Source organism: Thioalkalivibrio denitrificans (genome assembly GCF_002000365.1).
Lineage (GTDB): Bacteria > Pseudomonadota > Gammaproteobacteria > Ectothiorhodospirales > Ectothiorhodospiraceae > Thioalkalivibrio_A > Thioalkalivibrio_A denitrificans.
Map to the genome: position 1 here is coordinate 1 of NZ_MVBK01000006.1, position 15,646 is coordinate 15,646.

Genomic DNA, 15,646 nt, shown 5'->3' on the forward strand with positions numbered 1-15,646 from the left:
CCGCGGCCAGTTCCGAGCCGACGCGTTCGATGCGCGACTCGCACAACTGCTGGAGGTGTGCCTCCAGGCCCTCCTCGACGCGCTTCATGGCGTCGATTCGGAGGGTGGTCTGTTCGAACCAGATCTTGGCCAGCTCCACGCCGTCCGCGTCCGGCACCTGCCGGGTGCATGCGATGCGCCGCAGCCGTTCCACCTCCCCGGTGTGGGGTGCCGCCAGTGCCTGTTGCCAGGCGGCCAGGGAACCGGGGTCGCAGAACTCCGTGAACACCTGGAAGCAGCGCTCCTGGGCGTCGATGCGGTGCAGCAGGGCCTGCCTGAGCCCCTCGAAGAAACCGCCCTGGCTGAACCCGGCGGCGCCGATGGCCCGCTCCTGTCCGGCCAGCTCCTTGCCCTGCATGAAGTTGAACAGGGCCACCAGTGCCCGGGAGATCTGCGGATCGGTGGCGGCGTCCGCGGCCTCGAACACCACCGCCAGCAATCCGCGGATAAGCTCGTTGAAGCTGCCCATGGCAGGCTGCGTCTCGATGCGGCAGGCGCGAATGCGGGCGCGCAGGTCCGGAAGGCCCGCCAGACCCTGAAGCACTATGGCGAGCCGGGCAAACAGGCGCGCGCAGCCATGGGGACAGCGTTCCTGGTCCAGCCAGCCTTCCAGGCGCTCGCGCAGTTCGGCCTCGGCGCCGACCGCCTCGCGGGTGTAATCCTCCAGCGGCTCCCGGTAACACCGGCCGCCTGNNACGGCCAGCACCAGGCGGCCCGCCGCCAGCAGATGCCTGAGGCTCTGGATCTCGCACTGCCGGGCGGCCATCAGGAAGCGGACCGCGTCCCGGGCTTGTGTCTGTGACATCTGGGTTTCCCTGGTTTTCCTCGTTGGAGAAAAACCAAAGCAAACTCCGTTCCAGTGCGTCCCCACAGGGTTGCCCGGACGCCCGGCGCCACGTATCTTCGGTCACCTGATGAACGCATTCGCCGCACCCCCCAAGTCCCTGATCCGCCTCACCGGCAAGGCGCTGGGCGATTTCCGCATGATCGCCGACGGCGACCGGGTGCTGCTGGGCCTCTCCGGCGGCAAGGACTCCCTGAGCCTGCTGCATCTGCTGCACCACTTTCAGCGGCGTGCACCGGTGCGCTTCGATCTGGCGGCGGTGACCATCGACCCCCAGAGCGAGGCCTTCGACCCCTCGCCGCTGATCCCCTACATGAAGTCGCTGGGGGTCGAGTACCACTACGTGCGCGAGCCCATCATGAAGCTTGCGACGGAACACATGGACAACGACTCCTACTGCGCCTTCTGCTCGCGCATGAAACGCGGCCTGATGTACCGCACCGCACGGGAGCACGGCTTCAACGTGATCGCCATGGCGCAGCACCTGGACGATCTGGCGGAGAGCTTTCTCATGAGCGCCTTCCACGGCGGGCGCCTCAAGACCATGAAGGCCCATTACTGCATCGACGCCGGGGACCTGCGCGTCATCCGCCCCCTGGTCTACGTGCGCGAGCGCCAGACCGCGGACTTCGCCCGTGCGGCCGGGCTGCCGGTGATCAGCGAGAACTGCCCGGCCTGCTTTGACATGCCCACCCAGCGCCAGCACATGAAGGAGCTGCTGGCCCGCGAGGAGGCGCAGCTCCCGCGTCTGTTCCGCAATCTGCTCTCCACGCTCAGGCCCCTCATGTCCGAAGGTCTGGAGGACATCCCGCAGGCGCCGGCCGCGCCGGTGCGCCGACAGGCCTGACCGGTCCATGGGGGAATTCCTGCTGCGCGCCATGCTGGGCCTGCTGGCCCGGCTGCCTCTGGCGCTCAATCATGCCGTCGGTGCCTCCCTGGGCTGGATCGCCTGGGTCCTGCCCACGCGCCTGCGGCGTGTCTCCCTGGCCAACCTGGCGCGCTGTTTTCCGGAGCGAGATGCGGCATGGCAACGACGTGTCGCCCGGACAAGTCTGATGGAGACCGGCAAGGCGCTCACCGAGGCGCCCTGGCTGTGGCGTGCAGGCCCCCAACGCATCCGTGGCCTGCTCAGGGGGATGGAGGGACAGGCTCATCTGGACAACGCCATCGCCGAGGAGCGCGGGGCGTTCCTCGTATCCCCCCATCTGGGAAGCTGGGAGTTCGCCGGCCTGCATCTGGCCACGCTCGGCCCCATGACCAGCCTGTACCGCCCGCCCCGGATCAGGACCCTGGACGGCCTGTTGCGCGCCTCCCGTGAAGCCACGGGTGCGCGCCTCGTACCCACGACACCCGGTGGCATCAAGGCCCTGCGTCGGGCGCTGGAGCGGGGCGAGTTCATCGGCATGCTGCCGGATCAGACGCCCAAGGGGGCGAGCGGCGTGTTCGCCCCCTTCTTCGGCCACCCGGCCTACACCATGGTGCTGCTCCCGCGCCTTGCGGCGCCGGGGCGCACGCCCGTGCTCTTCGGCTTCGCCGAGCGTCTGCCTCGCGGTGGCGGCTACCGCTACCACGTGATACCCGCATCCGAGGAACTCTACGACCCGGATCCGCAGGTGGCCGCCGCCGCGGTCAACCGTGCGGTGGAGACGCTGGTGCGGCAGTGTCCGGAGCAGTATGCGTGGAGTTACAGGCGCTTCTCACGCAAGACCAAGGGCAACGAAGCGAACGAGATGTAGGTCGGCCTTCAGGCCGACATTGCGGGTCATCGAAGCCACAGCAGTCGGCCTGAAGGCCGACCTACGGGCGCTCCTTCCCACTTCAATAGACCCGCTTCTCTCCCGCAGGCCGCGTCTTGAAAAACCGCAGGGTCCACAAGTACTGCTCGGGGTGGCGGCGGATGGCGGCCTCGATGGCGGCGTTCATGCGACCGGCGTCCTCCACCGGATCGCCGGTGGGGAAATCCGGCATGGGCGCCTCGAGGCGCAGTTCGTAGATGTCTTCTTCGGGCAGGTAGATGCTGAAGCTCGGCAACACGGCGGCGCCGGTGAGCTTCGCCAGGCGCCCGAGCGCGGGCAGGGTGGCCTTGGGCACGCCGAAGAAGGGCGCGAACACGGAGTGCTCCGGGCCCAGGTCCTCGTCGGGCAGGTAATAGAAGAAGCGGCCGTTCCTGATATGGCGCAGGGCCGGGCGAAGACCCTGTTCCCGGGCAAAGATGTCGCCGCTGTACTGGGTGCGGCTGCGGTGGTTGATCCATTCCACCACCGGGTTCTTCATGGGTTTTGCGAAGGAGACGCCGTCGTATAGCTGGCTCATGCGCAGCCCGCCGAAATCCAGCGCCGGTGTATGCGGTGCCAGCATGATGACCGGGCGCCCGGCCTCGCGGCAGGCCCGGTAGTGCGCTTCGCCGCTCAGGCGGATGCGCCGCGCGTGCACCTGCGGGCCGCGGAACCAGAGCATCCCGTAGTCGAGGAAGCACTGGGCGGTGACACGAAAATGCCCGCGCAGCAGATCCGCCCGCGCTACCTCATCCAGTTCCGGGAAACACAGACGCAGATTGACCTCGGCGATGTGTCGCTGCTTCGGGGCGAAGCGCCACATAAGCGCCGCCAGCGCTCGGGCCAGCGCACGTACAGCGGGTCGGGGCAGAACGCTGATCAGCGCAACGAGCCCGAGGCCCGCCCAGGTGGGCCAGTGGCGGGGGTGCAGGAGTCCGGCGTGGAAGGGGGCGCGATAGGCTTGCGCGGGGGCGGACCGGGCTTCAGCCATCGGCACCGCCCATCTGCTTCTCCGCCCGGCGCCGGAACACCTGCATCTCCTTGGCGGCCTGCTTGTCGCCCTTCTCCTCCGCCACGGCAATGCCTTGGTCGAAGGCCTCGATAGCCGCGCGATGATCACCGCTTTCGGCCAGCGCCTTGCCGAGCAGCTTCCACGCGGCGGAGTACTTCGGATCATGGCCGACGGCGGCGCGCAGGTGTTCCACCGCCTCGGCGGCACGCCCTTCGCCCAGCAGTGCGTTGCCCAGGGAGAACCGGAGCATGGCGTTGTCCTGCCCGGCATCGAGCATGGCTTGGAATTGTTCGATCATGGACATAGGGGGGTAAGTTTAAGGATGAAGGATGAAGGATGAAGGATGAAGGCAAACCCCTCAATCCCCTCCCCTCACGGGGAGGGCCAGGGAGGGGTGGTTTCATTCAACCTTCAACCTTCATCCTTCATCCTTCCAGAGGGGGTGGTTTCATTCAACCTTCAACCTTCAACCTTCATCCTTTCAAAGGGGGTGGTTGATCGACCTTCATTCCAATGAGCATCGCCTCGTTGCGCCAGCCCCGACCGGTATCCCCGATGACCCCCTCCTCCCGGTAGGCCACAAGACGCAAGGGCGAGAAGAGCGTGAGCAGTTCGTTGGGCGCGAGCCGGAAATCGGGGTTGGACGGCCCGGTCTCGTCCACTTTCTCACGGGTGAAGGTTTCGTAGAAGACCAGGCCCCCGGGGCGCAGGGCACCGATGAGCGCCGGGACAAGGGGACGCTCCAGAAAACGCGACACCACGATCACATCGAAGGAATGTTCCACGGGGGGCGCGTTCTCCACGTCGCGCACCACGGCCTCGAGAGGCAATCCGCGAGTACGGGCGTATTCATTGAGTTTCTCCACTGCCACGGGCGAGATGTCCCAGGCCTCGGTATCGAGCCCGGCTTCTGCCAGCAGCTTCGCGTTGCCGCCGAGGCCTGCGGCGAGATCGAGCGCCCGGCCCCGTTCGGGCAGCAGGTGCGCAAACTCCGCCAACACACGACACGGACGAGCCTCGCTCACGTCCGCGTCACGGTAACGGGTATCCCATTTTTCGTGCATCGAATCGGGCAGGTTATATCGGTATTGAATGGACAGGATGAACAGGATTCTTCGGGATTAACAGGATGAAAACGTATTGGAGAGGATTAAATATGACTTACAGAATTGACAGACCTTATAAAAGAATCATCATCTGCAGCATGTTTTCTGCCTCAAAGCCTTTTTGTCTTTATCCTGTAAATCCTCAAATATCCTGTTCATCCTGTCCATTAAAAATCTCAGTTGCGCCAGAAAGCCGGCGTCAGCAGCACCAGCACGGTGAAGATCTCGAGGCGGCCCATCACCATGGCGAGGCACAGCATCCACTTGGCGAAGTCGCTGATCCCCGCGTAGTTGGCGCCTACGTCGCCTAGCCCCGGGCCCAGGTTGTTGAGCGTCGCGGCCACGGCTGAGAAGGCGGTCACCTGGTCGAGCCCGGAGGCCATGAGTGCCAGCATGATGATGGCGAACACGGCCACGTAGGCGGAGAAGAATCCCCACACCGCCTCGATCACGCGGTCGGACAGCGGGCTGTTGCCCACCTTCACGGCGATCTCGGCGTTGGGGTGCACGAGGCGCATGACCTCGCGCTGCCCCTGCTTGAGCAGCAAAAGCGCACGGATCACCTTGATGCCGCCGCCGGTGGAGGCCGCGCAGGCGCCGATGAAGCTGGCGAAGATCAAGAGCACGGGCAGGAAACCGGGCCAGAGGAAAAACTCCGCAGTGGTGTACCCGGTGGTGGTGCTGATGGAGACCGCGTGAAAGATCCCCTGGCGCAGGCTGTCGGACCACCCGCCGGTGGTGGCCGTGTAGTACAGGTAGCCGACGCATACGACCGCCACGACACCGATGATCTTCAGATAGGTGCGAAACTCCGCATCCTGCCAGTAGTGGCGCACCGACAGGTGGCGCCAGCCCAGAAAGTGCAGCGCGAAGTTGATCCCGCCAAGCAGGATGAACACCACGGCGACCGCCTCGATGGCGGCGCTGTCGAAGTGCCCGATACTGGCGTCGTAGGTGGAGAACCCCCCGAGTGAGACGGTGGAGAAGCTGTGCGCAATGGCATCGAAGGGTGTCATGCCGGCGAACCAGTATCCCAGGGCACAGGCCACGGTGAACCCCAGGTACAGGTACCACAGCGCCTTGGCGGTTTCGGTGATGCGTGGCGTGAGCTTGGTGTCCTTGACAGGCCCCGGCATCTCCGCGCGATAGAGCTGCATGCCGCCCACACCCAGCATGGGCAGGATGGCCACGGCGAGCACGATGATGCCCATGCCGCCCATCCACTGCAGCTGCTGGCGGTAGAAAAGGATGGCCTTCGGGAGGTGGTCGAGGCCCGAGATGACCGTCGCACCGGTCGTGGTCAGGCCCGACATGGACTCGAACACCGCATCGGTGACGGAGATGTCCAGCGACCGGTCCAGGTACAGGGGCAAGGCCCCGAACACGCCCAGCACCATCCAGAACATGAACACCACGACGAAACCGTCGCGCAGCCGCAGGTCCCGGCGTACCTTGTACACTGGCGCCCAGATCACGAAGCCGACCAGCAGCAACAGCCCGAATGCTTCCAGGAACGGCCACATGGCCGCCTCGCCATAGATCCACCCCACCAGGGCCGGCGGAAGCATCGCCACGCTGAACAGCATGATCAGCAGGCCGAGGACGCGCTGGATGACGGTTAGTTGCATGAAGGCAGGGACAAGGTCCAAGGGCAAAGGCACAAGGGAAAAAACCTGTTTCCTTGTACCTTGTACTTTTTCCCTTGTACCTTCGTCTTCATAGGAACGTAACGCTCACGGCGAAGAGGCGCTCGACTTCGGTGATGCGGCGCTTGTCCACCAGGAACAGGATGACGTGATCCTCGGTCTCTATGACGGTGTCGTGATGGGGGATGATCACCTCGTCACCGCGCACCAGGGCGCCGATGTTGCACCCTTTCGGCAGCTTGAGTTCATCGATGCGCCGGCCCACCACCTTTGAGGTCTTCGAGTCCCCATGGGCGACGGCCTCGATGGCCTCGGCGGCGCCGCGGCGCAGGCTGTGCACCGCCACCACATCACCGCGTCGCACGTGGGCGAGCAGCGCGCCGATGGTCACCTGCTGAGGCGAGATGGCGATGTCGATGGCGCCGCTCTCGACCAGGTCCACGTAGCTGGGACGGTTGATGATGGACATCACCTTCTTGGCCCCCAGGCGCTTGGCCAGCATGGCGGAGAGGATGTTGGCCTCGTCGTCGTTGGTGAGTGCGCAGAAGACGTCCGTGTTGTCGATGTTCTCCTCCAGCAGCAGATCCTCGTCGGCGGCGTCGCCACGGAGCACGATCACGTCGTTCAGCACCTCGGAGAGTTCCTTGGTGCGCTCCTTGTTGTGCTCGATAAGTTTGACCTGGTACTTGGGCGCGAGCGCCTGGGCGAGGCGCCGTCCGATGTTTCCGCCGCCGGCGATGATTACGCGCTTGTAGGGCTTGTCCAGTTTGCGCAGCTCGCTGGTGACGGCGCGGATGTTCTTCTTCGCCGCGACGAAGAACACCTCGTCGTCGGCCTCGATGATGGTGTCACCCTTGGGGAAGATGGGGGTGTTGCGCCGAAAGATGGCGGCCACGCGGGTCTGGATACCGGGCATGTGCTCGGTCAGTTCGCGCAGCTCGTGGCCCACCAGCGGGCCGCCATAGTAGGCCCGGGCCGCCACCAGCTGCACCTTGCCGTCGGCGAAATCCAGGACCTGCAGGCTGCCCGGGTGCTCGATGAGTCGCCGGATGTAATTGGTCACCAGCTCCTCGGGGCTGATGAGCACGTCGATGGGCAGGGCGTCCTGGGAAAACAGCTCGCTGCGGCTGAGATACTCGGCGGCGCGCACGCGCGCGATCTTGGTGGGGGTGTGGAACAGCGTGTAGGCCACCTGGCAGGCGATCATGTTGGTCTCGTCGCTGTTGGTGACCGCGACAATCATGTCCGCATCCTTGGCGCCCGCCTGTGCCAGCACGTCCGGGTGTGAGGCGACACCCGTGACGCCTCGCAGGTCCAGGCGCCCCTGCAACTCCCGCAGGATGTCGGAGCGCACATCCACGACCGTGATGTCGTTGGCCTCGTGGGCGAGGCTGTGAGCGACGGATGCCCCCACCTGCCCGGCGCCGAGGATGATTATTTTCATTGGGCGCGGCCCTCAGCGAAGCGAATCGGCCGGTGCATTCTATCAGTTATCGCTCCGGCTCTTGCGCGGTTCGATGCCCAGGGCCTTGAGCTTGCGGTACAGGTGAGTGCGCTCCAGCCCGACGCGTTCCGCCAGCCGCGTCATGTTGCCCTCGGCCCGTTCCAGCTGTTGCAGGAGGTAGCCGCGTTCGAATTCCTCCCTCGCCTCGCGCAGGGGCAGATCCGTCGATATCGGACCCACGGTTTCCGACGTGCCGCGCAGGCCGCGCCCGGAGAGCGCGAACTCCACCTCGCTGCCCGAGACGTCGTCGCCGCTGCCCAGGATCAGCAGCCGCTGCACCACGCTGCGCAGTTCGCGCACGTTGCCGGGCCAGTCGTGGTGGCGCAGGCGCTGAATGGCATCGGACGTGAAACGCCGCAGCGGCAGGCCCTCGCGTTCATGAAGGCTGGCCACGAAATGATCCACCAGCACCGGGACGTCCTCCAGGTGCTCGCGCAACGGCGGGATCTTCAGGGGCACCACGCTGAGCCGGTAATACAGGTCCTCCCGGAATGCGTCCTCGCGTACCAGTTCCTCCAGGTCCCGCTGCGTGGCGGCCACCACGCGAACGTCCACGGCCACGGGTTCGCTGCCACCGACCCGCGTGATGCTGCGCTGTTCCAGCGCGTTGAGCAGGCGCCCCTGCACCTGCAGGTCCATGTCCGCCACCTCGTCGAGAAACAGGATGCCGCCATGGGCGCGCTCCAGCAGACCCTGGCGGACACGATCGCCCTGTTCCTGGCCCAGCAGTTCCACGGCGGATTCGTCGGGCGCCAGCGAGGCCACCGCCACCTCGACAAAGGGTCGCGCGCTTCGGTTGCTCTGGCTGTGCAGGTAGCGGGCGAAGGTCTGCTTGCCGGTGCCCGCCTCGCCGCTGACCAGCACCCAGGTGTCGTGCTGCGCGATGCGCCGTACCTGGGCGCGCAGGTCCTGCATGACACGGCTCTCGCCCTCCGGGTAGGCGGAACGCTCCAGCTGCTGACGCAGGCCCAGATTCTCCCGGGCGAGGCGGTCGGCCTCCAGGGCCCGGGACACCGTGAGGATCAGCTTCGCCAGCGAGAGCGGTTTTTCCAGGAAATCGTAGGCGCCCAGCCGGGTGGCTTCCACGGCCGTCTCCACGGATCCGTGCCCGGACATGATGACCACCGGGAAAGCCAGGGTGCCGCCCGCCTTCCATTCCTTGAGCAGCGAGATGCCGTCTCCGTCCGGCATCCAGATGTCCAGCAGCACCAGGGCGGGCGTGCGGTCCTGAGTGAATACACGCGCCTCCTCGAGGGTGGATGCCGTCTCCACCTCGTAACCCTCGTCTTCCAGGATCTCCTGCACCAGCGTGCGGATGTCGGGCTCGTCATCCACCACCAGGATGGCGGATCCGGTCATACCGCCTCCCGGGCATCTTCACGATCGGCGACGACCCCGCTGCTCACGGGCAGGCGCAGCGTGATGCAGGCCCCGCCCTTGCGGCGGTTCTCCGCCCAGACCATGCCATGGTGCTCCTCCACGATCTTCTTGACGATGGCAAGCCCGAGACCGGTGCCCTTGGGCTTGCTGGTCACGTAGGGTTCGAACAGCCGCGGCATGAACTCCTCCGGCAGCCCCGGGCCGTTGTCACGCACGGACAACTCCACCACCGTGCATCGCGCCTCGCGCACGCAACGGGTTTCGATCTCCAGCCGTGGGTCCTTCACACCGTCGAGCGCTTCCAGCCCGTTCTTGATCAGATTGTGCAGCAGCTGGCGCATGCGCCCGGCGTCGGCCTGGATGTCGGGCAAGTCGTCCGCCAGCTTGAGCTTCAGGCGTCGCCGTTCACTGCCGTAAAGGTCCGCCACCTCGCGCACCAGGGCGTTGAGGTTGAGAGGCGTCACTGCCATCTGCGGGGTCCGGGCGTAATCCCCGAAGGCGTTGACCATCTTCTTCATGGCCTCCACCTGCTGGACGATGGTGTGAGTGGCGCGTTGAAGGATGCGGGCCTGATCCGTGTCCATGTGCGGCAGCAGCTTGCGTTGCAGGCGTTCGGCGGAGAGCTGGATGGGCGTGAGCGGATTCTTGATCTCGTGGGCGAGCCGTCGCGCCACTTCGCCCCAGGCCGCGTCGCGCTGCGCCTGCAGGAGAGCGGTGATGTCGTCGAACACGATCACGATGCCGCCACGCGAGCCGCTCTCCGCCGGCAGGGCCACGCCGCGGCACATGAGCACCTTGCGTCCGCCGGTGCCGAACAGGGTGATCTGTGCGTGCCATTCGTGGTCTTCGCGGTGGATCAGCGGCACGATCTGCTCGTGGAAACGCTCCACCAGCGCGTTGCCATGGCCGATATCGGCCAGCGAACGTCCCGCAAGCTCATCCAGGTCCGCTTCGAGAATCAGCGCGGCGGCCGTGTTGGCGGTGCGAAGCACGCCCTGGTGGTCGAGGGTGATCACGCCGGAGGACAGGTGCTGCAAAACCGTCTGAAGGTAGGCGCGCTGACTCTCGGCGAGGCGCCTGCTGCGTTCCGCCTCGTCCCGGGTGGCGGCCAGCGTGGCGGTCATGGCATTGAACGAGCGCACCAGGAAGCCCAGCTCGTCGCGCTGGCTGACCGGCAACCTCTTGTGGTATTCGCCCGCCGCCACCAGACGCGTGCCCTCGGCCAGTTCGCGGATGGGCGCCACCAGACGGCCGGCCGAGTAGAACGCCGCCCAGATGGCGGCCAGCACGGACACGAGCAGGGCCAGGGAAAGCGTGATGGCAAAGCTCTGCTTTAGGGGTTCGCGCAGGTAGGCGAACTCCTTGTATTCGGAGAAGGCGTCCTGGACGCTGTCGGCCAGCGCGCTCATGCGGCCCTCCACCGGGTAGATGGCCTGCAGGATGCGGCCCTCCTCCCCGGGTCGCGGTGCGGGCACGGCCACCACCACGCGAATGTAAAGGCCCGTGTCATAGACGGGTTCCAGCGCCGCATAGGTCTGGCGCTGGGCCAGCACCAGGAAGACCTCCTGGCTGGGCAGGCTCGGCAGGCGACGCAGGGTGTCGCCTATGCTGGAGGCCACGATGCGGTTGTTGCTGCCAATGAGCGTGAGCTCGACGGCGCCGCTACGCTGGCGCAGGTCATTAAGCGTGAGCGGGGCGAGCGACTCGGAGATGTCCACCAGGTCATCCACCAGACCCTCGGTCTGGCGCGTGAGCTGGCGGGTGCGCAGGTCCAGTGAGGTTCGCGACAGTTCCAGGGCGTCCTCCAGCGCCTTCTCCACGCGCACGTCGAACCAGCTGTCGATGCCCTCGTCGAGGAACTTCATCGAGAAGTAGTACACGATGGACACCGGAGCGAGCGCCAGCACCACGAAGATGACCACCAGCTTGAGGGTGAGACGCGAGCCGGGCTCGCGGTGCACGACCTGGCGGATGGCCTGGTAGACCTTGGTGCCGATGAGCACGGCAAGGAACACCAGTGCCAGGGTGTTGAACAGCAGCAGCCAGATGTAGAGGCGCTCGAAACGGGCCGAGTGGCGCGCAGCATCCCCCATGACGTACAGCGACGCCAGGAGCAACACGAAGATCACCGCCATCGGCAGCAATCCCACGGACAATCGTTTCAGCGCAGCGACCATGTGTACCAGTCACTCGCCGGACTCCAGTCCGGCGACAGGAAAGCCCGCACCCGCAACGGCAGGGGCAGGGCGTCCACGGCCAGGCGCGCCCTCAGGCGGCCCTCGTATTCACTATCGCTGTCCAGCAGGCTCGCGTCCAGCAGGGGCACCGCATCAAGTTCGCCCAGAAACGCCAGCACCGACGAAAAGCGGAAGAAGCTCTGCTGCACGCCGGTGTTGAGATGGGTGACCAGGTAGAGGCGGCTGAGGGCGTGATACTCGAGCCTGTAACGCTGGGTCACCGTGGCCACGTGGGCGTCCAGCCACCAGGCGCGCAGCCGGTGGATGTCCACCTGAACCTCGAAGACCAGGGTCACCCCGTTGTGCAGCGCGTCGAAAAGGGCGGGGCTCAATTCATAACGAATGCCGGCGTTGAGCTGGTAGACCCCGTCCACCAGTTGCGTGCGCGCGAAGTCGACGGAGAACGGCGGCTCGTGCTCGGCCGCGACGCCGGGGCTCGCCATCAACCATCCCGCGAGCAGCAGGCCGGCCAGGCGCAGGGTATGTCCGGGGGCAATGATCAACTCTTCGTCAGCCTGGCATAGTAGAAGCCGTCCATGTCCTGCTCACCGGCAAGGATCTGACGACCGGGCGGACCGGGACGCCCCCAGCCACCGCAGATCGGGGATTCCGCCGCATCCGGATGCGTGTGCAGGAAGGCGCGGATCTGCTCCGCGTTTTCCTGCGGCAGCAGGGAACAAGTGGCATACAAGAGCATACCCCCCGGGGCCAGCAGGGGCCAGAGAGCGTTCAGCAACTGCGCCTGACGTTGTGCCAGGGCTGTGATGTCTGTCTCCCTGCGAAGCACCTTGATGTCCGGATGACGGCGGATCACACCGGTGGCGGAGCACGGCGCATCCAGCAGGATACGATCATAGAGCGGCCCCGAGTGCCATTGTTCCGGGTGCGACGCGTCGCCTGCCACCAGCCGCGCGCCGTATCCGCCGCGGGCGAGATTCTCGCGCACGCGTTCCAGGCGCGCGGTATCCGCGTCCACCGCCGTCAGATCCAGCCGCCCCTCAGTGGATTCCAGCAGATGCAGCGTCTTTCCGCCGGGCGCGGCGCAGGCATCGAGCACGCGCATGCCCGCGCGGCATTCCAGCAGGGGCGCGGCGAGCTGGGCGGCGGCATCCTGGACCGATACCAGCCCCTCGCCAAACCCGGGCAGTTGTGCCACGTCCACCGGTGTGTCGAGTTCAAGGGCCGAAGCGACCGCCGGATGCGCCCGGGCGGCCAGGCCGGCCGCCTGCAGCTGCGCGGCATACGTATCCCGATCCGTGCGCGAGCCGTTTACGCGCAGGGTCATGGGTGCCTGACGGTTGAGCGCCTCGCCCAGAGCCTCCCACTCCTGGGGCCAGGCGGATTGCAGCGCCTCGAGCAGCCACCCGGGCAGGGACAGGCGCGCGGCGGGGTCCCGGTTGACCGTCTCCAGCAGCGCCGGCCCCTCCCGCTGCACCCGGCGCAGCACCGCATTGATCAGCCCCACCACCCACGGCTTGCCCGACGCGCGCGCGAGCCCCGCCGTTTCCCGAACGGCCGCGTAATCCGGCGTGCGCAGATGCAGCAGTTCACACAACCCCATCTCCAGCAACAGGCCGACGTCACGATCCTTTGCGCGCAACGGTTTGCTCAACAGGGTGCGGGAAAGCGCCTCCAGCTGGTGATGCCAGCGCAGGGTCGTGAAGCACAGCGCCTGGACAAACGCACGGTCCCGGTCAGGCAGACCGGCCAGCAGCGGTGGCAGCGCATCCGACAGCGACGCACCGCTGACGGCGACCTTGTGGAGGACCTTGAGGGCGATCTGGCGGGGGGACATTTTTTGGAAGGATGAAGGATGAAGGATGAAGGATGAAGGATGAAGGCAAAGCGCACCCCCCTCAATCCCCTCCCCTCATGCTGAGGCCCAGGGAGGGGTGTTTTCATTCAACCTTCAACCTTCAACCTTCAACCTTCATCCTTCATCCTTTCAGAGGGGGGGGTGTTTTCATTCAACCTTCATCCTTCCACCTTCATCCTTTTTCCCAACAGTGACCGGCTGTTCAGCACCTGCGCGGCGGTCAGCGGCTTCCCCCCCGGAAACTGGACGCGGGTCAGGCGCAGCAGGCCCTCGCCGGTGGCCACGTCGATGCCTTCGGGGCCCTCGGCGACCACTGTGCCCGGTGTGGCGGTGACGGCGGAATCCACCGGCTGCGCTTCCCAGATGCGCACGGTTTGTCCGTCCAGGTTCGTGAACGCCACCGGCCAGGGGTTGAAGGCGCGCACCATGCGATCCAGCAGTGCGGCCGGCAGGAACCAGTCCAGGTCCGCCTCGGCCTTGGTGAGCTTGTCGGCATAGGTGGCGAGCGAATCGTCCTGGGGCTCCGGGGTCAGGCGGCCTGCCACCAGGTCCTCGAGCCCCCGGATAAGGATCTCCGCTCCCTGCGTCGCCAGCCGGTCATGCAGGGTCTGGGCCGTATCCGTCGGGCCGATGGGCGTTGATGACTTGAGCAACATGTCGCCGGTATCCAGCCCCGGGGCCATCTGCATGAGGGTCACACCCGTCTCGGTGTCCCCGGCCAGGATCGCCCGCTGGATGGGGGCGGCACCTCGCCAGCGGGGCAACAGGGAGGCATGGATGTTGAGACAGCCGTGCACGGGGATGTCCAGCACGCCCTTGGGCAGGATCAGCCCGTAGGCGGCCACCACCATCACGTCCGGCGTGTAGTCCCGCAGTCGGGCCTGCGCCTCCGGCGGCTTGAGCCGCTGGGGCTGCTCCACCGAAATCCCGTGCTCCAGGGCGAGCCGCTTCACCGGACTCGGCGTAAGCCGGCGCCCCCGCCCCGCCGGCCGGTCCGGCTGCGTATAGACCGCCGCCACCTCGTGTGGTGAATCGATCAGCGCCCGGAGCGCCGGCACGGCAAACTCCGGCGTCCCGGCATAAACGATGCGCAGCTTGCGATTGGGATCCAAGTTCAACCTCGGGCGCCGTGGCTGTCCAGGTGATCAGGGGTCTCTTCACCTGGGGCCCCGTTATGTGCCTGCAGTGGAACGCGGAGCGTTCTTGACCAAAAAGCTCCGCGTTCTCCGCGCCTCTGCGTCCTCCGCGTTTCCGGCCCATGCCATGAATTCCATCGGGTTTCCTGTCCGGGGACCGGGTCCGCTTGCCGCTGATCGGGATGCAACTGGCTAAATCGCGTGCTGGCGGTCGGTGTTTTTGGGCAGGTTGCCCTGGCGGGCCAGTTTTTCCAGCTTCTTCTGGATGCGGCTGCGCTTGAGCGGCGAGAGGTAGTCCACGAACAGCTTGCCGTCCAGGTGATCCATCTCGTGCTGGATGCACACGGCCAGCAGGCCGTCGGCGTCCATCTCGAAGGCCTCGCCGTCGCGGTTCAGGGCCCGCACGCGCACGTGGTCGGCGCGGCGCACGGTCTCGTAGTAGCCGGGCACCGACAGGCAGCCTTCCTCCATCTCCTCTTCGCCCTCGCGCGAGAGGATCTCCGGGTTGATCAGCACCAGCGGCGCGTTGCGCTCCTCGGAGAGGTCGATCACGATCACCTGGCGCTGCACGTTCACCTGGGTGGCGGCGAGACCGATGCCAGGGGCGTCGTACATGGTCTCCAGCATGTCGTCCACCAGGCGGCGGATGTCGTCGTCCACCCGCTCCACGGGTTCGGCCCGTTTACGCAGTCGGGGATCGGGAAAATGCAGGATTTCTAGTGTGGCCATGACCGCTCGTCCGCTGTTCCTCCGCCTCGGCGGAATATTCGTGCAGTAGTGCAGGTTTTTCTGCTAATGTTGTGATCATACTGGGAAAGCGCCGCCACGTCCCCTCAGGAAGCGGCAGTGCAGGCCGATCTATTGCCTTCCGGGCGGATCGGCAGGGAGCCCCGGAGGGTTCCCGAACCCGGCTGAGTCCGGTTCAGCCTTGACACACTATATAATGCGGCCGGACACGGGCTATTCAACCTGGCCGGAGCAGGGTTTTCGGGACCCGGGCCATCGAACAAGCGATTGATCAGGGGGAATTGATGTCCGCCAACACTTCGCCTCGCATCGGACAGGTCCTGTCCGCCGCAGTCTTTATTCTAGCGCTCCTGGGCGCCGGATGCGCCAGCAAGGCACCCGAACCGGCCCCGGCCCCCGAGCCC

14 protein-coding genes are annotated in these 15,646 nt (G+C 66.1%); 2 read left to right on the top strand and 12 right to left on the bottom strand.

The features are described 5' to 3' along the window. The coding region (locus tag B1C78_RS01220) for a nitrate- and nitrite sensing domain-containing protein (RefSeq protein WP_175628195.1) at positions 1 to 844 on the bottom strand (844 nt) is incomplete at its 3' end. A 106-nt stretch (positions 845 to 950) separates the two neighbouring features. Between B1C78_RS01220 and B1C78_RS01225 the strand changes: the two genes are divergently transcribed. Together B1C78_RS01225 and B1C78_RS01230 are read left to right on the top strand one after the other, a co-directional pair. Beyond that, entirely contained in the window at positions 951 to 1,730 is a 780-nt protein-coding gene (locus B1C78_RS01225; RefSeq protein WP_425443949.1) for a tRNA 2-thiocytidine biosynthesis TtcA family protein, read from the top strand. 7 nt (positions 1,731 to 1,737) lie between these two features. After that, positions 1,738 to 2,619 (top strand): lysophospholipid acyltransferase family protein, encoded by an 882-nt coding sequence (locus B1C78_RS01230; RefSeq protein ID WP_077277327.1) that lies wholly within the window; start codon positions 1,738 to 1,740, stop codon positions 2,617 to 2,619. An 82-nt stretch (positions 2,620 to 2,701) separates the two neighbouring features. Here the strand turns inward: B1C78_RS01230 and B1C78_RS01235 are convergent, their stop codons facing one another. The 11 genes from B1C78_RS01235 to def form a co-directional block, all read right to left on the bottom strand. Continuing rightward, the gene (locus B1C78_RS01235; protein WP_077277328.1) at positions 2,702 to 3,649 is read right to left on the bottom strand and encodes an LpxL/LpxP family acyltransferase; all 948 of its coding nucleotides are present in this window, start codon (positions 3,647 to 3,649) and stop codon (positions 2,702 to 2,704) included. Next, positions 3,642 to 3,974, bottom strand: coding sequence for a tetratricopeptide repeat protein (locus B1C78_RS01240; protein WP_077277329.1), 333 nt, complete (start codon positions 3,972 to 3,974; stop codon positions 3,642 to 3,644). The genes B1C78_RS01235 and B1C78_RS01240 overlap by 8 nt, the downstream gene beginning before the upstream one ends. Before the next feature lie 169 nt (positions 3,975 to 4,143). Further along, on the bottom strand, positions 4,144 to 4,734 hold the full coding sequence (locus B1C78_RS01245; RefSeq protein ID WP_139349763.1) for a class I SAM-dependent methyltransferase: 591 nt from the start codon (positions 4,732 to 4,734) through the stop codon (positions 4,144 to 4,146). A gap of 218 nt (positions 4,735 to 4,952) precedes the next feature. Then, on the bottom strand, positions 4,953 to 6,404 hold the full coding sequence (locus tag B1C78_RS01250) for a TrkH family potassium uptake protein (protein ID WP_077277337.1): 1,452 nt from the start codon (positions 6,402 to 6,404) through the stop codon (positions 4,953 to 4,955). Positions 6,405 to 6,492: 88 nt separating this feature from the next. Further along, positions 6,493 to 7,866, bottom strand: a complete 1,374-nt coding sequence (trkA, locus tag B1C78_RS01255) for a Trk system potassium transporter TrkA (RefSeq protein WP_077277331.1) — start codon at positions 7,864 to 7,866, stop codon at positions 6,493 to 6,495. A 42-nt stretch (positions 7,867 to 7,908) separates the two neighbouring features. After that, positions 7,909 to 9,285 (bottom strand): sigma-54-dependent transcriptional regulator, encoded by a 1,377-nt coding sequence (locus tag B1C78_RS01260; protein WP_077277332.1) that lies wholly within the window; start codon positions 9,283 to 9,285, stop codon positions 7,909 to 7,911. Further along, positions 9,282 to 11,483, bottom strand: coding sequence for a sensor histidine kinase (locus B1C78_RS01265; RefSeq protein WP_077277333.1), 2,202 nt, complete (start codon positions 11,481 to 11,483; stop codon positions 9,282 to 9,284). The genes B1C78_RS01260 and B1C78_RS01265 overlap by 4 nt, the downstream gene beginning before the upstream one ends. Continuing rightward, entirely contained in the window at positions 11,468 to 12,046 is a 579-nt protein-coding gene (locus tag B1C78_RS01270) for a DUF4390 domain-containing protein (protein WP_245795262.1), read from the bottom strand. The genes B1C78_RS01265 and B1C78_RS01270 overlap by 16 nt, the downstream gene beginning before the upstream one ends. Further along, on the bottom strand, positions 12,043 to 13,338 hold the full coding sequence (gene rsmB / locus B1C78_RS01275; RefSeq protein ID WP_077277334.1) for a 16S rRNA (cytosine(967)-C(5))-methyltransferase RsmB: 1,296 nt from the start codon (positions 13,336 to 13,338) through the stop codon (positions 12,043 to 12,045). Before rsmB ends, B1C78_RS01270 begins: the two co-directional genes overlap by 4 nt. 179 nt (positions 13,339 to 13,517) lie before the next feature. After that, positions 13,518 to 14,471 carry a methionyl-tRNA formyltransferase gene (fmt, locus tag B1C78_RS01280; RefSeq protein WP_077277335.1) on the bottom strand — a complete coding sequence of 318 codons (954 nt, stop codon included), beginning with the start codon at positions 14,469 to 14,471 and terminating at the stop codon, positions 13,518 to 13,520. Between the two features lie 216 nt (positions 14,472 to 14,687). Continuing rightward, complete coding sequence (gene def / locus B1C78_RS01285; RefSeq protein WP_077277336.1) at positions 14,688 to 15,224, bottom strand: peptide deformylase; 537 nt, start codon at positions 15,222 to 15,224, stop codon at positions 14,688 to 14,690. Positions 15,225 to 15,646: the final 422 nt, after the last annotated feature.